The following is a 20,003-nucleotide window of genomic DNA, read 5'->3' on the forward strand; positions in this document are numbered from 1 at the left end:
AGTGTTTTATTTATTTAGAAGTTCTTACAAAGTTATATCTTACGTCCATTGGTGCACCGTCTGCATTAAGAGACTGTACCAAGGTAAAACTGTTATCTGTTGGATTTTCGAGTCTCAACATATAACCGGCACCCACATGCTTAGCTTTCTCGCCCTCGCCTACTTTTTTGATAGAAACATTGCTGTATTTATCAACGCTAAAAGTAATAGCTTGAGTTTTCATAGGGCATGTACCACCACCGTTTAGTGAATAAGTTCCAGTATAATTATTAGGAATCAACTTCCACGCGCTTCCTACGAAACAGTTAATATCAGCACCCTCGTCAAAAGGCTTGATACTATATGATTTATTGTAATCCACATTAGAGATTGTCCATTCTCCTTTCAGTTTCATTACATCTGCTCTCAGACTTTGAGCCTGTCCTGGAGTAACACTACCATCAGACGAAGCTGTTTTTGTTGTTGAACAGGAACCGGCAAATAATGCGATCCCAAAAAGCCCAAAAATTATTTTTCTCATAGTATTATATTTAAGCGCTAAGTTATTATAAAAAACTGTGCCAAATTGTAAAAAATAAAAAATCTGAGAAAACTCAGATTTTTTTATTTTTAATTGGATACTTGCTCAATTTTTATCAAAATGTAATATTATCGAGCTCTCACTTTCTTAGCCGGCTTTTTTATTGACTTAGTTGATGCATCAGGTCTATAAAAATGGCTGTATGCATACTCAGCTGCCTTTTCAACATCAATAACACCTTGTGATCTAGAAAGGTTATTAAATCCATTAGCATTAGACTTGTTTGACGTGTTTACCAAAGATTCTATAACCTGAGCCGGACTCAAATTCGGCATATAGGCTAATAAAACTGCTGCGGCACCTGCAACGACCGGCGAAGCCATGGATGTCCCCTGAAGATATTCATACTTAGCATCTGGTACTGTAGAATAAATTTGGTCACCAGGCGCAAAAACATCTACCATCTTGGCATCATAATTAGAAAAACTAGCCTTCAGCTTATCCGAATCATTGGTACTGGCACCCACTACAATCATATTATTGATGAACGGTTTTTCATCAGTTTGAGTTTTAAAATTAGTAGGAAAATACTGGTGTTCGGCAATATCCTCATTCTCGTTACCTGCAGCTTTTACAAGAAGTACACCTTTGCTCTCGGCATATTTGAAGGCGTCCCAAACCACATTTTTACCTGGCGAAACCGGTTTCCCAAAACTCATGTTAAGAACTTTGGCACCATTATCCACCGCATATCGGATTGCATTAGCCACATCCTTATCACGCTCGTCACCATCCGGAACAGCTCTTACGGTCATGATTTTTGCCACTCTGGACGCAACACCATATTGAGGTTCTGCACCATTAGCCAATCCAGCAATAATCCCTGCAACGTGCGTCCCATGCTTGCCATCAGGACCTTCGTAATGGTTATTACCATAGTTTTTCTGGGAGTAATCATCATAATTATCACCCACAATTTCTTTTCTTGGATCAAAATCGAGATTATATCCTTTCTCGGCCTGAGGTTTAAAATAATCAATCGCCTCTTTCATCTGGGCCTTCATATATTTTTCTACCTCGGCACCGGATTTTCCAGTAGCTTGTGGATCATTGGCAACTTGAGCCAACACCTGCATTGCCATAGCTTCTTGCTGCGTAGTAGGTTTGATGGTGGCCAGATTCTCTTTAGTAAGGGTTTTATTGCCCAACAACCTTACCATATCAGGAATAACGCCATCTATCATGGTGTACATCTGCAAATTTTGCTTGGCTTCCTGACTTTTTTTCGTAAAGATCTCTTTCGATTTCATGTACATTGCGAAATCTTCAGGATACTTGGCCTGGTTTTCTTTGTTTTTGGCAGAGTCAGTACCTTCAAACACCGGTTGGAATTTTTTTACCATCCTGGTGACTTCCATATTATCTACACTAATGTCACCATTTTTGCCACCGAGAAAATTCCATCCGTGGATGTCATCTACATAACCGTTCCCGTCATCATCTTTACCATTGTTTGGAATCTCGTTAGGGTTTTTCCACATATTTTTCACCAAACCGGGATGATCCACTTCTACTCCACTATCCAAAACACCTACGATAACAGGTTTTGGTTTAAGACCTTTGCTCTCCAAAAATTTGTAGGCATTGGCGGTATTCACGCCATACACTTTTGTGGTCGCAAAATCTTTGTGGTACCAGGTTTTGAGATCGTTATCCTTTTCCGGTGCGGTTGTCTGCGCCGCTACATTTAAAAATCCGGCATAAAAAGCTGCCGCTATCAATAATTTTTTCATATTAGATAATTGTTATTACTAAAATAGAATTACTTATAAGGCACGTATATTTTAAGTTAAAGGCTATCAATTTTTTTTATATATGTAAGGCTTTCCGGGCCAATATTACAAAGGAGATCCAAAATAGACAAATCTTTTACAAATCCATACTTGTCAGAAAAGCTCTGGTAATATTCCGGCATTGTGGCTGTAGATTCTGTTTTAGCAGAAAACTGCCCGCGTAAATCTATTGCATCGGGATTTTTAAAATATTCTGTGGTAAGTTCAAAATCCTTTTCTGTTTTTAGGATATTGAGAATAATCTGTAGTGCCCTGATATTAAAATCTTTCAAAGATGCTGATTCATCCTCATAAATTTTTTTGAGTTTATCCTCATAAAACTCAAAGTAAGGTGTGCTTTGGTATGCCGTCTTTATAGATTTCCAATGCAGTTTTTTCCAATCTTCGGAAAAAGAAACCTCAATATCTTTCATCCCCCGCTTGCCGTTATGCTTTATCGGAATAATCAATGCTAATTTTCCATTGGCACCATAGATGGCTGACCGGTTTCGGTAAGTTTGTTTGGGGAAATTCTCATACTGCTCCAGCAAAATCCCGTTTTCATCATCCAAAAAAACCGAGAACCATGAGACTGGCGGCAGATAAAATATAGGTAAAAGAACTTTTTTCATTCTATTTTAAAAAAAACTTTGTCAAAGATACGAAGCTTTGACAAAGTGTTGAATGTTTATTCCGGAGGACAAATCCCATAGCCCCGATAGGAACGGCATCCTTTTTTGTTATTGCGGTTGTCAAAAACTTCAACAGACGGCTTCACGTTGTTCGCAATAACAAAAAAGATATAGTGGATAGCGGGAATTAGCTCCTAATTTTTTTTATTAATCTTCTTCTTTTTTCTTCCTGAAGAGTTTGGCAAAGTAATCCCAGCCGAAGAACAGCACCAGAATGGCAACTGCCACCCACCAATAAGAAGTTTTGTTGGCCTCGCCTGTGTTGGTTGCTTTGAACATCCTGTCCCAACGGATTTTCTTGCCCGGTGCCTGATACGTAGAACTGGCATCTGAGAATAATCCCTCAACACTTAACCAAGTAAACATGGGGCGACCGACGATATTTTCCTCTGGAACAACACCAAAGAACCTGGCATCCAGAGAAGCATCGCGGTTGTCACCAATCATCATGTAATAGTTTTGTTTGATGGTATATTGGTTGGTTTCCTGCCCGTTGATATAGATTTTCCCGTTTTTGTTTTCGAGTTTATTATGCTCGTACTCGGAGATGATCCATTGGTATTGCGGCAAAGATTCCTGATCCAGTTTTACAACATCCCCTTTTTTAGGAATGCGGAGCGGCCCGTACCAATCCTGATTCCAAGGTTTGTTGATGGGATAGATGGACTGCGTGGTATCTATATGCTTAGTATAGGCTGTTTTGTCTGCATTCAGCTTATAACGCACGGCAGCTTCACCTTTTTTCTCTATCATTTCCTTCATGTCAATCACCTGAGGAAGTGCTTTGATTTCTTTAGCAATCTGATCTGTCAAGCCCTGAAAAGCATAGACAAAACCTGTATCGGTTTGATTTTCCTGAACCGGGAGAAACCCATACGCTTTGTACAATTGCGGAATATCCAGCTGAGAACCTGTGGTTACCAGATAACCGTGCTGCTGCTGCTCATCGCCTAAAATTTTCTCAGGTTGATTATTGATAAACAACCTGCCAGCGCGGAATTCTATAACATCACCAGGAATACCGACACACCTCTTAACATAAGGGTCTTTTCTGTCTATCGCTGTATGAACGGAATCTTGAGGATAGTTGAAAACGACAATGTCGTAACGCTTCACTTCATCGTAACCCGGGATCCTTAGATAAGGCAACTTAACGGCATCCACATAAGATTTGGGATCATCTTTCGGATTCCCTTTCTCGCCGGTGTCAAAGATGGTTCCTTGTAAAAACGGCAAAGCTACCGGACGCATCGGCATCCTGAAACCATAAGCCCATTTGTTGACAAACAAGAAATCACCAACCAACAAGGTCCTTTCCATTGAACCAGTGGGAATCCCAAATGGCTGCGTAATGAAAGCATGAATAATGGTTGCAAAAACTACCGCAAACGTTACAGAACCCAAAAATGTTTCTTTCTTTTTGGCTTCGTCTTCCTCCTCTTCGGTTTCGATTTCCGGATCTTTGCTGTAATTGACAGTCGCCATAAAAATGAATGGTAAAATTACCGTCAGTAGTCCATTTACAAAACCTCTTTTACCAAATTTTTTCATCAGGAAAATATGGAAGACGGACATCATAATGGGCCCAACAATAGGAAGGTAAGACAATATAGCCCACCACTTTGGATGTTTGGTTTCCTTGAGGATAATCAGATAATTGTAGAAAGGCACAAAAGAAAACAGCGGATTGTAACCCATTTTCTTATATAACTTCCAGGTTGTAAGCCCCATCAGCACACTGATGATTAGGACATAAACCGTATAAGTAATAATATAATTCATATTGTTTGGCTTTTAGCTCCCAGCACATTGCTGTCGGCTTTTCTTAATTTTTCTAATTAGTTTTTAAGAAGTCTGTTTTGTTACAATTTTTATAGTCCCAGAACATCTTTCATGGTGAAAATGCCTTTTTTCTCGGCAATCCATTCCGCTGCTATAACGGCTCCCAATGCAAAACCACTTCGGTTATAGGCTTTATGTTTAATCTCGATTTCGTCCACTTCTGACCTGTAGAAAACGCTGTGTGTACCGGGAACCTCATCCTCACGGATAGCAAAAATCCCCAATTCTTTATCTTTGGTCTCATCCAGCTTCCACGCCTTGTAATCCGAATTGGCAATGATACCTTCGGCCAGGCTGATCGCCGTTCCGCTAGGTGCATCTTTTTTATGAATATGATGAATCTCCTCCATTTGGCAGGTATATTCATTAAATTTGCTCATCATTTTGGCCAGATTCTCGTTAAGCGCAAAAAAAAGGTTGACGCCAAGACTAAAATTGGATCCGTATAAAAATGCAGTGCCGTTATCTATGGCTAACTGCTCCACAGCAGGTTTTTTGTCTAGCCAGCCTGTTGTCCCGCATATCACAGGAATCTTGTTCTGAAGGCAAACGCTGATGTTGTCAAAAGCAACTTCGGGATTGGAAAACTCAATCACCACATCGGCATTGTTGAGCGATTCTTTGGTAGGTGTTTCTTTTAATCTTGCAACCACTTCGTGACCGCGGTTTTGGGAAATTTCATCAATAATTTTTCCCATTTTACCATAACCTACTATTGCAATTTTCATTCTTTATTAATTAAAATTTCTTTGATTTAAAACCGAAAACTCAAGGTTAACCCAGGTTTTGCAATTCCCAAATTGTATTGATCATTAATGACCGATGGGACAATAGCCAGATCCGGATCATGCCGCCCCTCGTAGAGTTGGGCGTCTACCACCGCATCTATAATATTAAGAATATAGATAAGCCCCGTGATGCCAATGGCGTAATCCCGTTGCCGCTTGGATCTGTCTTGTGCATTACCCAAAACAGTTTTATCTACACCTTTTATTCCAGAAAACTCATGTGGCAAGCCATTAAGCTCTGCAATGAAGGCATTTCTATAACGCTTGTACTGTTTATCATTCCACAAAGCAATGCCAACACCAGTTCCCACAGCACCCCAGACAATGGGGATTTTCCAGTATTTTTTATTATAATACTGCCCCAGCCCCGGCAATACAGCGGAATAAAGCCCTGCTTTTGTAGGACTGAATTTAAGGACTTTTGCAGGCGCATTTTTCTGGTCAATCTCCCCCAAAAGCTGACTCTCAGATTGAGGTTTTGCAGCAGGAATACTGTCTTTAGGCAAATTCTCTACCCGAATAGTATCATTGGGATTGACCTGAGAAAAAACCAAACTGAATGCTAACAATAGGAAAACTGAAAATAATTTTTTCATTTATCGGATATGCGCCAGGATATTTTCCAGCTCTTCTTCATTTTTAAAATCGAGGACTATTTTCCCTTTTTTGCCATTAGCCGCTGTTTTGATTTCCACATTCACATCCAAAATATCAGAAAGTGTTTTCTGTGCTTTTTTTACATGATTGGGAATAATGATTTGTCTGACTGCTTTTTCCTTTTCCTGTGGGTTTTTCATCAGTCCGGCTAGTTGTTCTGCCTGTCTTACATTCAGGTGATCCTGTATAATCCTGTCAAACAAAATCTGACGTTTTTCATCGGTATCAAGCCCCATAATGGCGCGGCCATGTCCTGCAGAGATTTCCCCACTTCTTATCCCATTTTGGATGCTTGGTGATAGTTTAAGCAAACGGACACTATTGGTAATTGTGCTGCGCTCTTTACCTACACGCTGGCTCAGATTTTCCTGAGTCATGCCCACTTCATCCAATAGGCGCTGGTATGTAAGCGCAACTTCGATAGGGTCAAGATCTTCCCTTTGGATATTCTCTACCAAAGCCATTTCCAGCAATTCCTGGTCGTTTACCAAGCGGATATAAGCTGGTATAGCGGCTAGACCTGCAATTTTGGAAGCCCGGTAACGTCTTTCCCCGGAGATGATTTCGAATTTTTCGCCGTCTTTCCTCAGCGTGATTGGCTGAATAATGCCAAGACTCCTAATGGATTCGGCCAAATCATTCAAAGCTTTTTCATCAAAATAAGTCCTAGGCTGTCCGGCATTGGGATATATATCTTCTATAGGTACCTCCACAATGTTCCCGACAAGGGTTTTTGCACCTTCATCAGTAGCAGAATTGATATTGGTTCGGCTTTCCGCATTTAGAATTGCTCCCAAACCACGTCCCATAGCTCTTTTTTTGTCTTTCATATTTTGCTGCTGGTTAATAGCTATTGGCTTTTTTAATTTTTTACTAATTTTTCGTTTTTCAACAGAACTTCCTCTGCCAACTGAATGTACTGGATCGCCCCCTTACTTTCGGCATCATAACTCAGGATACTTTCCCCAAAACTAGGCGCTTCACTAAGGCGGACATTCCTGCTGATAATGGTTTCAAAAACCATCTCAGGAAAATGGGAATTAACCTCTTCCACAACCTGGTTAGACAGTCTCAACCTGCTGTCGTACATCGTGAGCAAAAGGCCTTCTATATCTAAGTCCTGATTATGGATTTTCTGAACATTTTTGATGGTATTGAGTAATTTCCCAAGACCTTCCAAAGCAAAATATTCGCACTGGATCGGGATAATCACGGAATCCGAAGCCGTCAAAGCATTAATGGTAATTAGACCCAAACTCGGCGCACAGTCAATAATGATATAGTCGTACTGATCCCTGATATTTTTAAGAGCCTCACGCATCATATACTCGCGGTTTTCTCGGTCAACCAGTTCTATTTCGGCAGCCACTAGGTCTATGTGAGACGGGATAATGTCTACGTTTGGCGAGCTGGTTGGCAAGATACATTTTGTAACCTCGGCACTGTGCTCCAGCAAATTATATGTGGAATAATTAACTTCTTCCACACCAAGGCCTGATGTTGCATTGGCCTGTGGATCTGCATCTATCAGAAGAATCCTTTTCTCCAAAACGCCCAACGCCGATGCCAGGTTAACGGCTGTCGTGGTTTTCCCAACACCACCTTTCTGATTCGCAACACCTATAATTTTTGCCATAAACATTAATTTAATCCTCAAAAATACAATTTTTTACCACTTAGAAAGATTTGAAAAACACTGCACTCAGTTAAAGTATTGTTAATTAATGGATTGACTGATAAAAAAATTATCCACATTCGGTAGCAGAATGTGGATAATTAATATTAATCCGAGATCAAATAAAATTCAATCCATTGGTTTTCAGGTTATTCTATTTGCATAGAAATAGGCATTCTGAAAGATGATCTCATGGCTTTCCCTTTAAGCAAAGCCGGTGACCATTTGCTTTTAACAGACCTAATTGTACGCTCGGCTTCACGATTAAAATCAGAATTATTGCCCATTACTTTTATATTAGAAATACTGCCGTCTTTTTCTACAATAAAAGTGACTGTAGCCGATACAACGCCAGATTGATCAACCGCCGAAGTATCAAAATTTTGAGATACTTTTTGGCGAAACATATCCATACCTCCTTTGAAAGATGCCGCTACATCTGCCTCATTTTGATTAATCAGTTGATTAGGATCCATTGCCGGAGCGGAAGATGCAACTGATGGAAAATGGCTTACAGAGGGAGGTCCTGGCAAAGCAGGCGGCGCAAAAGTAATGTCTGTACTTTCACCTGCTTTGGTTTCTGTACCAACTGCGGCACCTTCAAAATCTTCTTTGGTTGGCAATTTGGCTTCCTTCTTCACATCCCTCACAGGCGTATATTCTGGGCTTGCAACTGTTTTGATATTGGAGGGCGCAGTGTTTGGCTGCATAGGTTTCACAAGGTCTGGCGCATTTACATCAGTCATTTCAAACGGAACTAAAGGCGGATTGATATGGATTGGTATTTCTGTTTTAAATGCAGAAATAATAAGTGGCAATACAGCCACGGAGGCAAACAAAGCAACGCCGACAACAAGTGCCTTTGTCAACTGATTAGAATATTCATTCCGAAGGATGTAAGCGCCATACGCCTTGTTCCGATGCTCGAAAACCACTTCATCCAAATTATTTCTACCAAATGATTGTAATAGATTTTTCATAACCAATAATATTAAACGATTAATAACATATTTTAAATTAAAATAAACAACCATCAAATAACATTCCTTTTTATAGTTAAATATTTAAACAAACTATGAATTACATAAAAAATAATCAACATCATCATAATAATTCTTATACTTGTATAAGAACATTCATATTAAAACTGATGAAACGGTTCGCTATTTTTCTTTGCATCATTATAAATTTTCTGTCCGCCGGACAAGAAGGGTTTGTGCTGGAAAACACTGATAAAACGGTGATTAAATTCAAGCTCATCAATAATCTTATCTTTATTCCCATCAAAATTAACGGTGCTGAACTAACCTTTATGCTGGACTCTGGAATTTCTGAAACTATGCTATTCAGCCTGGAAAATAGGGATGTCGATTTTAAAAATATCGAGAAAATTACTTTCCGCGGATTGGGAGAAACGGTAAGCGTAGAAGCTTTAAAATCGATCAAAAACAACTGCAGCATCGGGAATCATTTTGTAGACAGATCCCATACGGTTTTTATTGTATTGGATGAGAATTTCAACATTTCTCAGGATATAGGCATTCCGGTCAACGGGATAATTGGTTATCATTTTTTCAGAAACCATCCGGTAGAAATCAATTATCAGAAAAAGACCATTACCATTTACAAAGACGCTTCTGCCTTCCCAAAACGAATTAGCAAATTCCAAGAGTTGCCAATGTCTGTAGAGATGAACAAACCCTATATTATGGCCGATGTGGAGATGAAACGCAGCCCACAAAGCTCCAAACTTTTGCTGGATCTTGGCAATACAGATTCGGTTTGGCTCTTTCCTATTCTTATCAAGGATTTTGTTTACAACAGACCAAATATTGATGATTTTTTGGGACGAGGTTTTAGCGGTGATATTTACGGCAAGAGAAGCCGGATCAATGCTTTGTCGATAGGGAAATTTCGGCTTAACAAACCCATCGCAGCCATGCCTGACGAGTTTTCTATCCAGCATCTTCACATTGTTAAAGACAGAAAAGGTTCGATAGGTTCGGAAATACTGAGAAGATTCAGTATTCTGTTCGATTATCCCGGCAAAAGGTTCTTGACAAAACCCAACCGGCATCTGGATGACCCTTTCCTGATTGACGGCAGCGGGCTGGAAATAAAACAGGAAGGCCTTGTATGGGAAAAAGAGCAGGTGCAGATTCAAACTGCTAAAAGGAATTCTGCAGGAAATGAAATCAACATTATCGACAACGGCAACAATTTCCATTACAAATTTTCACTAAAACCTGTTTTCATGGTATCGGGGACCAGAAAAGATTCTCCGGCGCAGAAAGCTGGCATCCTGAAAAATGATGAATTAATCAACATCGATAACAAAGCGTCCAAAAATATGACCCTGAATCAAATCCACAGCATCTTAAAGACCGATAACAGCCGAAAAATAAAAATTGAAGTTAAAAGAAATAATATGCCTGTAAAGGTAGAAATTACCCTGGAAGACCCCATCCCTTACATAGAGGAATAATTATTGAAATAAAAACGAAAAAAATTAACAATGAGCGAAACCTTAAACAATATCCGGAATAGGCCAAGATTCAAACTCTACACACATCTTTCGCCGGAGCAACATGAAGAAAACCTCAGAAATTACTTGGATAAAAACAAGGATCGCTTTTTCGGAAATATCAACCGGGAAGTGGCTACGATTTTTGTAAAAACAGAGGAAGAAAACTACTGGAAACCCAATCTGGCACTCAGGATTGAGCAGGAAGACGGGACAACTGTTATCCGTGGGATATTTGGGCCAAGCTCGGCTGTATGGACGTTTTTTATGTTCCTTTATTTTCTGTTCACCATTGCCTGGATGACATTTTTCACACTGTATTATGTAGAAAAGCAAATCAACACCCATAATTACCCTTGGGCTTTGCCATGTTCTTTTGTCGTATTGTTTTTGATCCTGTTAACTTATGCTGCCGCCCGGTTTGGACAACTGAAATCCAAGAAAGAAATGGCAGCACTGAGGCATTTTGCAGAAGAATCTACCTTCCCGATTGAGAAAACGGTTTAGCTTTTCCTATAGTCTCGCCTTACCATTTGATGCTTTAGCTTGAGACCCATTTTCATTATCAAATACTGTACTGGCTGCTGTTTCCTGTAATATTTTTTGATAAACAAATCCATCGCACCAAAAAAACGGGAAAGGTAAACCTCATCTTTTACCGTGCTTTCGCCCTTGTGGTGCAATATCGCATACCTACCATAATAGAAATTCCTGTAGCCTTTTTTGAGAATGGTGTAGCATACATCGATATCTTCCCCGTACATAAAATAGCGTTCATCAAAACCACCAACTTCTTCATAAACCGATTTTTTCATCAGCAGGTTGGCTCCGGTCATGATTTCTACCTCAGCAATATCCGTTTCGCCGATGTCATTCCTATAATAGGTTTTGGAATTTTTGCTAAGTTTTGTAAATAATTTTTCAAAAGAATTAACCAAGGCTGGAACAGACCTTTTACTTTCGGGCAAAAATAAACCTTCGGCATTATGCATCCGTAGCCCAAGAGAACCAAATCTACTCTGCTGATCGGCAAAATCCAGAATTTCTTTAAAGTAATCACCTTCTATCTCAGTATCGGGATTCAGGATGTAAACATAGTCACCTTTCGCATGCTTTACACCAAAATTATTGGCTTTAGAAAATCCCAAATTATCCTCCAAAGCTATAAAGTTTACATCCGGAAAATCATTAATCAACGACTTCCAAGATGAATCCGGCGAATGATTATCCACCACGATAATCTCATAGTCAAAATCCAGAAAATAATTCTGGATAGACTGGATGCACTTTTTCAGCAAATCGGGCACCTGATAATGTACAATGATAACACTTACTTTCATCAGCCAGCTTCGTTATAAACAGTCCTGTTGGTTATCGATCTTCCCAGAGAAATCTCATCGGCATATTCCAGCTCATCGCCCACGGCAATTCCTCTTGCAATGCTGGAAAACACCACCGAGAAATTTTTGAACTTTTTGTAAATATAATAAGCGGTAGTATCACCTTCCATAGTCGCACTGAGCGCAAAAATTAACTCTTTTACTACGCCTTCTTCCAGTTTTTTCTCAATGCTCCCTATCCTCAATTGGCTGGGGCCAATACCTTCCATCGGGGAGATTTTGCCACCAAGTACCAGATATTTGCCACGGTACTTACCGGTATTTTCTATCGCCATCACATCGCGTACATCTTCTACAATGCACAGCAGCTCATCATGCCGTTTTTCATCACTGCAAATATCACATATATCAGAATCAGAAAAATTATGACAAACTTTGCAGTACTTGATGTCAGTCACCAGTGTCTGAATGGCTGTTCCCAAAGAAACACCCTGAGAAGCCGGCTGCCTGAGAAGGTGAAGTGCCAGTCGCAACGCTGACTTTTTCCCAATACCTGGGAGGCCCGCTATCTCTTCTACTGCTTTTGACAATACTTTACTTGGATAATCCATGATTAATAATGAGGCAGAAACAAGAAAAGAATCTGCTCCTACAAATTATTTTTGATTGATTTTCTGATACGTCTGGAAACAGTAATCATAGTTGTTTTTATCGTCTTTCTGATGGCAAGATTCGTCCGTTTTTTGCCATATTTTTGGATCAATTTTTGGAAAAAATGTATCCGCTTCGAAATCGCCCATTACCTGCGTAATCTCAAGGCGATCGGCTGTATCAATGGTTTGTTTGTATATGTCGCCACCGCCAATGATGAAAAAATCTTCATTGATTTTCTTAGCAAATTTCAGTGCTTCTTTTAGCGTAGATACAATCAAGACACCTTCTGCAAACCAATTTTCTTTACGACTTACAACAATGTTGGTACGGTTGGGCAAGGGTTTTCCTATACTCTCGTAGGTTTTCCTACCCATCACTACGGGATGGTTCTCGGTAATTGATTTAAAATGTTTGAGGTCTGCTGGCAGGCGCCAAAGCAACTGATTGTCTTTTCCCAGTGCATTTTTGTTCCCAATAGCAGCAATTAATGTTGTCATATCACTTACAAAACTAATGTTTTATACTTAATTTAAGAAACATTTATGAAAATTTACTTTTGATAATTTTGTATTTTTGGGCATTAATACAAATAAAATCATACATTCATAAATGTGAATTACTCCATTAGTATGAAAAAAATAATCGGAATGAAAAAAATTATTTTAGCTTCGGCTCTTGCTCTCCTCATCCTAACCGGCTGTAACAAGGATAAAGATATCCTGAACACGCTTAACGATTACAATATCAGCCAACAGGATAAAGGTTACCATTTTGGAGACCGTATCAAGGTTCCGCAGGATGTTTTGGATTATGCAGAGGCCATTAGCATCAGTTTTGGAGATAAGGAAACAAAAAACCTTGCCATAGATCCAAAATTTTTCTCTTTAGGCGAAAACGATGTCACCTTCAACATCAAGACAAAAAGTGGTGAGGTTTTGCAACAAGATGCTACCATCAACGTTTTTGCAAAAGCCGTGGCCAAGCCTATTTCTTATGAAATTGCCAATCAATATCCGCATGATGTCAACAATTTTACCGAAGGTTTTGAACTGCATGGCGACACTGTGCTAGAAAGCGTAGGACTTGACGGAAAATCTAAAATCATCAAGTATACATTAGGCAGCAGAACACCCATTCTGGAAGTTCCTCAGCCAAGCAATATTTTTTCTGAAGGAATTACAATGCTAAACGACAAAGTTTATCAGCTGACTTATAAAGCTAAAAAAGGTTTCATTTACGATGCCGGATTTAAACTGATTAAAGAGTTTAAATATCCAGATGTGATTGCTGAAGGTTGGGGAATGACTAATGATGGCAAAAACCTTATTGTATCCGATGGTACCCAAAACATTTATTTCCTAAACCCGGACAATCCTTCTCAGATTGTAAGAACTATTGCAGTTGCCAGCAACAAGGAAAGCTACGACCAGGTAAATGAATTGGAATACCACAATGGCTCTATCTACGCCAACGTTTGGCAAAAACCTATTATTTTACAAATCAATCCGGCAAACGGCGAGGTGACAGGTATTCTTGACTTTACCAATATCGCAAAACAAAATTCAACTGGTGGCGAAGATGTCTTGAATGGAATTGCCTTCAAAGGAAACAATATGTTGATTACCGGTAAAAACTGGAGCAAGATTTATGAGGTTATTTTAAAATAGATAATTCTTAATTAACTAAAAAAAAGCTTCAACCTTTTAAAAGGTTGAAGCTTTTTTATTGAACTCGTCCTATGGTATCAGAACGTTTTATCATATTATAGCTAATGCTGAGCATTGTATTTTCATAAAATGATCTGGAAACATGATAAGGGCTTTTGCAAACTTCGGAGCTCATATCGTAACTCCCTTGCTCTAGCACAATACTTTCCGTTTTCTTGGAAGCTATAGGAATGTTGTAAGAATGTGATCCCGTGATGTGCATGGTAAAGTCACAATCCGAGTCATTTCTTATCATCAGCACCATATCTGTATTGGCCGCATCTGTATTGAATAACTGATTAAGCAGGCTTACCGCTTTGTCCTCAATTGTTTTGGGCATGCGGCGTCGCTTTTCCGCTCTTAGGATGACCGAAAAATCCCTGCTGGCCTGCAGTGGCGAAACCGCATTGCTGACTGCGCAACTTGTAAGACTCAAAAAACCAAGGATAGCAAAAAGCCGTTTATTCATCTTTCAGCTTAAATTTTATATAAGTGATGGTTTTGCCTTTGGCAGAAAACAATTCTTCATAATAAGTCCTGATATCCTTTAACAAAGGCGTATCTGGCATATATTCTGCAGCGCCATAAATGTCGTGGTGAGCGGTAAGAATCTGATGTCCCTGTCCTTGCAAAAGCCCCAATGTATAACCATGCAGGAATTCGGAATCTGTTTTCAGGTGTATGACGCCGTCTTTTTTAAGAATCTTCTTATACATTGCCAAAAACTCAGGATTGGTGAGCCTGTGTTTGGTCCGCCTGTATTTGATTTGAGGATCCGGGAACGTTATCCATATCTCGGACACCTCATTTTCTGCAAAAAGATGATCAATCAGCTCTATCTGAGTTCTTACAAAAGCCACATTCTTTAGTCCGTCGCGGATGGCTTCTTTGGCACCAAACCAAAAACGGGCCCCTTTTATATCAATGCCAATAAAGTTTTTATCTGGGAATGATTTTGCCAGGCCAACAGAATATTCGCCTTTGCCACAACCGAGTTCCAAAACAATAGGATTGTCATTCCCAAAAAATTCTGCCCATTTTCCTTTGTGCTCAAAACTGTTGATAGCCTGCTCCCTGGTTGGTTGAATAACGTTTGGCAATGTTTTGTTTTCCTCGAATCTGGCAATTTTATTTTTCCCCATTATGATTGTCTTCTTTTAAAATTTTTCGGGTACAAAAATAGACAATATTAATTAACTCAACGATGAAGTATGAGGTGAGTAAGAAATGTGGATCTATGGTATTTTGACATCTTTATTATCAAAGCATATCAAACCTAAATACTCCTAAAACTATATCCGACAGATGCAATACCTAAATCAAAACGGAAATTTTCCGTCAAAATTATTTAGATACTGTTTGATTTTCGGGCACAGCCATTAGATGGGAATTTTGTACCCTTTTTAGATAGATCGGCAAATACTTCTCTATATAGATTTTGGTTGCTTCGTAATTGTTGGACTCTAGAAAAACCGTAATATTATCCGAGCTATAGACAAACTGTAGAAAATTAGGAATTAGCTGCTTTGGAATCTTCAGATTAATAAAATAGTCATCCCCAAAGTACTTCTGAAGGTTTTCTATATTTTTGTTCATGCGCTCGTATTGCTGATAGCGTTCTTTCTTTTTCTTCTCTCCTGAGATTAAATCAAAAATACTGTCTATACTGAAACTCAGCCCTTGATTAAAAGACATCACTGGAATCTCCGGCGGCAGTCCATTTCCCTTGGGCTCCGGCAAACCAATCATTTTTCTAAGTTCAAATGCTTTCTCCGACGACTTGAGCATCGCCACATCTTTGCGAAGATTACCCGATGGACGGAAGGAGTTGATGATCACTTCCTGAATCTCGTAATATGCAATCTGTAACTCGATAAAATTTTTGGGTGACGCCAGCATTTGTTTGGTCACCGTAACATCTTTTCGCTCGGTCACAATGGACGTAAAGCGGATAACATCCCCTTCTCTAGCCTCGATCCTAAAGTCGCCATTATAATTGGCCAAAACACTTTTTTGTGCATTGAGATTGGTAATATAAACCTGATTGAGATACAGGCTAGATTTGTCCCGGATAAATATCTCACCACTGTAATATTGTGCATTGATAGTTGCCGCACAGAATAACAGAAGCATTGCGATAAAATTCTTCATAATAGTGGCACAAATTTATAGAGAAATACAAACATGTCCACTACAAAAAAAATGGGATAAGGTTAAAGTTTTATTAAACTTCTGTCCACTTTGCTAATCATCAACAATTCCAATTACTAGTTTCTGTTTTTGAGAAGAATCCAACCTGTACATTTTACAGGCGCAGAATAATCAAAGTCTTTCCATTGTAAAAGGTACCAATACGATGACGTGGGCAAAGACCTGCCGTTGTGCTTTCCATCCCAGATAAATAGATTGCTTTTGGACCCCTCAAAAACTTTTACGCCATTCCTATCATGGATGTGAAATATTACATCTTTCTTAGTCTTTAAAAGGGACATATTTAAAACATCATTATGCCCATCTCCATTAGGCGTTAGAACGTTATAAATGTCTATGATTGTAAACTCCTGAATGTAAGGGGTACAATCATCCTTTGATACTACATAAGCTTTGAGAAATCCGGGAGTGACATTAGTAAATATATTAGAAGACTGGTAATTAACACCATCCAAACTGTAGAGATAAGGGAGATTCCCATTCTTTGCAGTAATAGTAACTGTTCTATCCTGAATTAAAATTTCTGAGATCTCGGGAAGTTCTACCGCAGTTATTTTTACATTTTGTTTATACAGACATCCGTTGGAAGCGGTAAGAATGACAAAATAATTACCTAATCCTGCATCCTTCAAAACCTGTTCTTGACCAAGCAATACGGACGGGTTTTTCTCTGCATACCATTCATAATGTAAAAAACCGGATCCTGCATCTAGGTTGGTCACTTTTTCTGGGCAGATTTTTTTATCTTCCAACACATTAGATTTTTCGGGGATTTTAATTTTTAATTTTAACTCCACCAATCTGTCGCAAACGCCATTTTTTGATAAACGCACGTAAAACGTCTGCTGATTTTGAATAGTTATCTGGGTAATATTATTGCCTCTATTATTTTGAGCATCTGTTTTTTCTGTATAAAATTTTGCTGAGACGTCATTATCTGATGTAAACAAAACTTTGTAATCATCAAGATGCTTGATCTTTTTTTTGTAGTCAAAGTAATCCTCTTCATCATCGCAAATATCTTCTGAATCTGACAATTTATTAACTCCAACTTTTGGGCTTATAATAAAATGAATAGGAAAAACTTTTGCCTGGCAACCATCGGGAGATTCCACTTTCATATAAATTGTGGTATTATCCGAATAAGACCAATTATTTGGTAATTCTGTTCCTACTGCGCCGGCATCTGAATAGAAATTGACTTTACCAAAATAAGTGTAATCTTTCAAAAAGTGGCTTACCAACTTATCGAGTTCTATATTTACTTGTCCTTCCAGCCGGTTATCACAAACTTCATATTTATCTGTAATCAGTTCAGCCACAGGAAAAAACTTAAGCTCAATTTTAACTGTTCTGGTGCAGATCGCATTTTCTAACCGGACATATACAAAGCCTTCTGCCGAAATATAATTACTGATGTCGGCATTAGAGATTAAGTTGTTACCACTATCATTATCGGCATCCAGCTGAGTTTTATAATATTTTTTTCCAGTGATGGAATTGTCTGTCGTTATGTTGGCATCTGTAAGATTAAATCGCCCATTAATGGAATCTATTTTACAGCCGCGGACTATATCATCATTAGCAACCATCCCAACAGTTACCTTCACCGTTACTTCTTCACAATCTGGCAACGAAGAAATACCACAAAAGCCATATTTGAAGGTATCCACACCTGTAAACCCAGGGGGTGAGCTATATTGAAACAATTTATTTATAGGATCAAGATTGAGGCTACCGTTTGACGCTGGGGTCATGATTTTTATACTTTTCCAATCGGTCGTTTGAGAACTGTTGGTAAGTTTGGGTATAATGGGTAGAGCCGCATTACAAATTTTACTGTCAACATTGGTAATAGTGCTGCAATTAAGCAACGTAAATTCCGGCGTGGTGACTGTTTTACAGACACTCCGCTGCACATCAGCGATATAGACTCCCGGTTTTGTGGGCTGATATATGTTGGAGGTAGCTCCCACTATTGGATCAAAATTACCTGAGGTCTCATTTCGTATGAACCACTGATATGAACTGTAACCTTCCGGAAGTTCCAAAACAACATCAGGGATGCATATACCATGTTTTTTCACGATAAAAGGAATTGTGGAAAAACCAGCAAAATATCCTGCATAACCCACTGCCTTGCCATCACCTCCAGCCAAACCAGCGTTCACCGCTTTGTCAGACTCTACGGTTATATTACCTTTAACATTCGGCACAGAATAGGTTTCCCAAGAACTGTTACCTTCCAAAGGGAATGGACCATAGCCGGCTGCAGGATTTATTTCCGCGCCATTTAGTTTGACCTTGGCTCCACTCTCTGTAATAATGTTGAGTTTGACCGTCAAAGAGCCTCCTCCCGGCTTTAATTGATCTACAAGTCCTATCTCGTCTATGGTTAATGGCAAATAACAACCCAGCGGTGGGATAAAATTCATGCTTCCTGTGGCACGACTTCCTTTTACACCACCCAATACCTGATACACATAAACATTTTCTGTTGTTTTGATAAACAGATTATAATGATTTGATGCCTTTTTTGAATAATATGTATCTGGTACAAAATAATATTCACCTTCATTAATAGTTTTTACAGGAGTAGGAGAATTATTGATATAGATCTGTGTATTATTCTTAGTTGCAACAATAATGGCCCTTTCCATCCCTTCGTTTGTAACATCTGTACCATTGCCAATGATATCTCCCATCCCACTAATAAGACCAAACTCATTACCCAAATTTTCTATAGGAACAGACTGGTCCATTAAAATATCAGACCCATCAAGCTGCTCGGCTTCAAAAACATATTGCCCATTGATATTACCATTAGTTAAAGAAACCGGTTTGTCCGCTGTTACTTTGGCTCCAATAAAGCCATCTTTATTACCGGAAGTAATTCCTCTTCCGTCGACTATATATGACTGTCCTTTATTTAGTTTAAAAGTTAACGGCTTAGCAATATTGCCATCTGTAAAAACAAGTGGTTTATTAAAATGGTTAATAGTGACCGTGGTATTATCTTCGGTTGCGATAACACTGGCTTGGAAACCATAATTATAAGAAATAGCATTCGAGGTTTTTATTTGATTGGGGGCAACTACGGTAAAAAATTCTTTACCAAGTGCTGCAGCACCTTTTGAAGTAATAATCTCGGCATGATTAGTCATCCCAAATCTTAAATTTGCAAAAAACCGTCTATCGGCTTTCACATTCAGTCCTTTGCTAAGTGGCGTAAACAACTCGTTGGTACCGCCATTTTCTACAATAATGTATTGCCTGGGAATAAAAACATATTGTGGCTTACCTTTACTAATGACTACCTGATTGATAACTACATTATTACTATATATGTAAACCGTGAAGGGATTGATGTCATTAGTGGATAGATAGAGATATTGATAGGGATCAGTATTTACTTGACCATCATACATTGCCGAAAACCAATGCTCTGTATCAAGCTGAGCAGATAATCTTGTACAAAAAATGCTAAGAAAAATAAGTAGCAGAATTTTTTTCACGCGTAATCAGTTTGTACAAATGTAGAAAAAACAATGATTTGGGCACA

General features: G+C 38.9%; 19 protein-coding genes. 3 read left to right on the forward strand and 16 right to left on the reverse strand.

Annotated features, from left to right (window positions below; genetic code table 11):
* Nucleotides 1–10 precede the first annotated feature (10 nt).
* From AC00Y6_RS01465 to AC00Y6_RS01505, 9 genes are all read right to left on the reverse strand, one after another.
* Nucleotides 11–520 (reverse strand): hypothetical protein, encoded by a 510-nt coding sequence (locus tag AC00Y6_RS01465; RefSeq protein WP_474488840.1) that lies wholly within the window; start codon nucleotides 518–520, stop codon nucleotides 11–13.
* A gap of 128 nt (nucleotides 521–648) precedes the next feature.
* Entirely contained in the window at nucleotides 649–2,313 is a 1,665-nt protein-coding gene (locus AC00Y6_RS01470) for a S8 family serine peptidase (protein ID WP_474488841.1), read from the reverse strand.
* A 56-nt stretch (nucleotides 2,314–2,369) separates the two neighbouring features.
* On the reverse strand, nucleotides 2,370–2,984 hold the full coding sequence (locus tag AC00Y6_RS01475; protein ID WP_474488842.1) for a WbqC family protein: 615 nt from the start codon (nucleotides 2,982–2,984) through the stop codon (nucleotides 2,370–2,372).
* Nucleotides 2,985–3,191: 207 nt separating this feature from the next.
* Nucleotides 3,192–4,826, reverse strand: a complete 1,635-nt coding sequence (gene lepB / locus AC00Y6_RS01480; protein ID WP_474488843.1) for a signal peptidase I — start codon at nucleotides 4,824–4,826, stop codon at nucleotides 3,192–3,194.
* 89 nt (nucleotides 4,827–4,915) lie between these two features.
* On the reverse strand, nucleotides 4,916–5,614 hold the full coding sequence (dapB, locus tag AC00Y6_RS01485) for a 4-hydroxy-tetrahydrodipicolinate reductase (protein ID WP_474488844.1): 699 nt from the start codon (nucleotides 5,612–5,614) through the stop codon (nucleotides 4,916–4,918).
* 26 nt (nucleotides 5,615–5,640) lie between these two features.
* Nucleotides 5,641–6,270 (reverse strand): DUF5683 domain-containing protein, encoded by a 630-nt coding sequence (locus tag AC00Y6_RS01490; RefSeq protein ID WP_474488845.1) that lies wholly within the window; start codon nucleotides 6,268–6,270, stop codon nucleotides 5,641–5,643.
* Nucleotides 6,271–7,161, reverse strand: a complete 891-nt coding sequence (locus AC00Y6_RS01495) for a ParB/RepB/Spo0J family partition protein (RefSeq protein WP_474488846.1) — start codon at nucleotides 7,159–7,161, stop codon at nucleotides 6,271–6,273. It abuts the gene before it with no gap.
* A gap of 32 nt (nucleotides 7,162–7,193) precedes the next feature.
* Nucleotides 7,194–7,967 carry a ParA family protein gene (locus tag AC00Y6_RS01500; RefSeq protein ID WP_474488847.1) on the reverse strand — a complete coding sequence of 258 codons (774 nt, stop codon included), beginning with the start codon at nucleotides 7,965–7,967 and terminating at the stop codon, nucleotides 7,194–7,196.
* A 188-nt stretch (nucleotides 7,968–8,155) separates the two neighbouring features.
* Entirely contained in the window at nucleotides 8,156–8,986 is an 831-nt protein-coding gene (locus AC00Y6_RS01505; RefSeq protein WP_474488848.1) for an energy transducer TonB, read from the reverse strand.
* A 95-nt stretch (nucleotides 8,987–9,081) separates the two neighbouring features.
* Between AC00Y6_RS01505 and AC00Y6_RS01510 the strand changes: the two genes are divergently transcribed.
* Complete coding sequence (locus tag AC00Y6_RS01510; RefSeq protein ID WP_474488849.1) at nucleotides 9,082–10,491, forward strand: aspartyl protease family protein; 1,410 nt, start codon at nucleotides 9,082–9,084, stop codon at nucleotides 10,489–10,491.
* Between the two features lie 30 nt (nucleotides 10,492–10,521).
* Nucleotides 10,522–11,037, forward strand: a complete 516-nt coding sequence (locus tag AC00Y6_RS01515; protein ID WP_474488850.1) for a hypothetical protein — start codon at nucleotides 10,522–10,524, stop codon at nucleotides 11,035–11,037.
* On the opposite strand, the gene AC00Y6_RS01520 is transcribed toward AC00Y6_RS01515, so the two are convergent.
* From AC00Y6_RS01520 to AC00Y6_RS01530, 3 genes are read right to left on the reverse strand one after another with little or no spacing between them, the layout of a single operon-like run.
* A complete protein-coding gene (locus AC00Y6_RS01520; RefSeq protein WP_474488851.1) occupies nucleotides 11,034–11,870 on the reverse strand; it encodes a glycosyltransferase family 2 protein in 837 nt (278 codons plus the stop codon). The two genes, AC00Y6_RS01515 and AC00Y6_RS01520, sit on opposite strands and share 4 nt — an antisense overlap.
* Nucleotides 11,870–12,481, reverse strand: a complete 612-nt coding sequence (gene recR / locus AC00Y6_RS01525; RefSeq protein ID WP_474488852.1) for a recombination mediator RecR — start codon at nucleotides 12,479–12,481, stop codon at nucleotides 11,870–11,872. Before recR ends, AC00Y6_RS01520 begins: the two co-directional genes overlap by 1 nt.
* 45 nt (nucleotides 12,482–12,526) lie before the next feature.
* Nucleotides 12,527–13,021 (reverse strand): dihydrofolate reductase, encoded by a 495-nt coding sequence (locus AC00Y6_RS01530; protein WP_474488853.1) that lies wholly within the window; start codon nucleotides 13,019–13,021, stop codon nucleotides 12,527–12,529.
* Nucleotides 13,022–13,171: 150 nt separating this feature from the next.
* Here AC00Y6_RS01530 and AC00Y6_RS01535 point away from each other — a divergent pair, with 150 nt between their 5' ends.
* The gene (locus AC00Y6_RS01535) at nucleotides 13,172–14,191 is read left to right on the forward strand and encodes a glutaminyl-peptide cyclotransferase (RefSeq protein ID WP_474488854.1); all 1,020 of its coding nucleotides are present in this window, start codon (nucleotides 13,172–13,174) and stop codon (nucleotides 14,189–14,191) included.
* Nucleotides 14,192–14,246: 55 nt separating this feature from the next.
* Here the strand turns inward: AC00Y6_RS01535 and AC00Y6_RS01540 are convergent, their stop codons facing one another.
* From AC00Y6_RS01540 to AC00Y6_RS01555, 4 genes are all read right to left on the reverse strand, one after another.
* Nucleotides 14,247–14,699, reverse strand: coding sequence for a DUF6759 domain-containing protein (locus tag AC00Y6_RS01540; RefSeq protein WP_474488855.1), 453 nt, complete (start codon nucleotides 14,697–14,699; stop codon nucleotides 14,247–14,249).
* The gene (trmB, locus tag AC00Y6_RS01545) at nucleotides 14,692–15,372 is read right to left on the reverse strand and encodes a tRNA (guanosine(46)-N7)-methyltransferase TrmB (protein WP_474488856.1); all 681 of its coding nucleotides are present in this window, start codon (nucleotides 15,370–15,372) and stop codon (nucleotides 14,692–14,694) included. Before trmB ends, AC00Y6_RS01540 begins: the two co-directional genes overlap by 8 nt.
* A 202-nt stretch (nucleotides 15,373–15,574) precedes the next feature.
* Nucleotides 15,575–16,381, reverse strand: a complete 807-nt coding sequence (locus AC00Y6_RS01550) for a hypothetical protein (RefSeq protein WP_474488857.1) — start codon at nucleotides 16,379–16,381, stop codon at nucleotides 15,575–15,577.
* Between the two features lie 116 nt (nucleotides 16,382–16,497).
* Complete coding sequence (locus tag AC00Y6_RS01555) at nucleotides 16,498–19,956, reverse strand: T9SS type B sorting domain-containing protein (protein ID WP_474488858.1); 3,459 nt, start codon at nucleotides 19,954–19,956, stop codon at nucleotides 16,498–16,500.
* Nucleotides 19,957–20,003: the final 47 nt, after the last annotated feature.

The organism is Epilithonimonas sp., from assembly GCF_056329745.1.

Excerpts from the sequence above, each read along its gene's own strand:
- AC00Y6_RS01550 (WP_474488857.1), bottom strand. The coding sequence starts at position 16,381 with ATGAAGAATTTTATCGCAATGCTTCTGTTATTCTGTGCGGCAACTATC.
- AC00Y6_RS01470 (WP_474488841.1), bottom strand. The coding sequence starts at position 2,313 with ATGAAAAAATTATTGATAGCGGCAGCTTTTTATGCCGGATTTTTAAAT.
- AC00Y6_RS01465 (WP_474488840.1), bottom strand. The coding sequence starts at position 520 with ATGAGAAAAATAATTTTTGGGCTTTTTGGGATCGCATTATTTGCCGGT.
- AC00Y6_RS01505 (WP_474488848.1), bottom strand. The coding sequence starts at position 8,986 with ATGAAAAATCTATTACAATCATTTGGTAGAAATAATTTGGATGAAGTG.
- AC00Y6_RS01535 (WP_474488854.1), top strand. The coding sequence starts at position 13,172 with ATGAAAAAAATTATTTTAGCTTCGGCTCTTGCTCTCCTCATCCTAACC.
- AC00Y6_RS01500 (WP_474488847.1), bottom strand. The coding sequence starts at position 7,967 with ATGGCAAAAATTATAGGTGTTGCGAATCAGAAAGGTGGTGTTGGGAAA.
- AC00Y6_RS01540 (WP_474488855.1), bottom strand. The coding sequence starts at position 14,699 with ATGAATAAACGGCTTTTTGCTATCCTTGGTTTTTTGAGTCTTACAAGT.
- AC00Y6_RS01515 (WP_474488850.1), top strand. The coding sequence starts at position 10,522 with ATGAGCGAAACCTTAAACAATATCCGGAATAGGCCAAGATTCAAACTC.
- AC00Y6_RS01490 (WP_474488845.1), bottom strand. The coding sequence starts at position 6,270 with ATGAAAAAATTATTTTCAGTTTTCCTATTGTTAGCATTCAGTTTGGTT.
- AC00Y6_RS01510 (WP_474488849.1), top strand. The coding sequence starts at position 9,082 with ATGAATTACATAAAAAATAATCAACATCATCATAATAATTCTTATACT.
- AC00Y6_RS01520 (WP_474488851.1), bottom strand. The coding sequence starts at position 11,870 with ATGAAAGTAAGTGTTATCATTGTACATTATCAGGTGCCCGATTTGCTG.
- lepB (WP_474488843.1), bottom strand. The coding sequence starts at position 4,826 with ATGAATTATATTATTACTTATACGGTTTATGTCCTAATCATCAGTGTG.
- AC00Y6_RS01495 (WP_474488846.1), bottom strand. The coding sequence starts at position 7,161 with ATGAAAGACAAAAAAAGAGCTATGGGACGTGGTTTGGGAGCAATTCTA.
- AC00Y6_RS01475 (WP_474488842.1), bottom strand. The coding sequence starts at position 2,984 with ATGAAAAAAGTTCTTTTACCTATATTTTATCTGCCGCCAGTCTCATGG.
- dapB (WP_474488844.1), bottom strand. The coding sequence starts at position 5,614 with ATGAAAATTGCAATAGTAGGTTATGGTAAAATGGGAAAAATTATTGAT.
- recR (WP_474488852.1), bottom strand. The coding sequence starts at position 12,481 with ATGGATTATCCAAGTAAAGTATTGTCAAAAGCAGTAGAAGAGATAGCG.
- trmB (WP_474488856.1), bottom strand. The coding sequence starts at position 15,372 with ATGGGGAAAAATAAAATTGCCAGATTCGAGGAAAACAAAACATTGCCA.
- AC00Y6_RS01530 (WP_474488853.1), bottom strand. The coding sequence starts at position 13,021 with ATGACAACATTAATTGCTGCTATTGGGAACAAAAATGCACTGGGAAAA.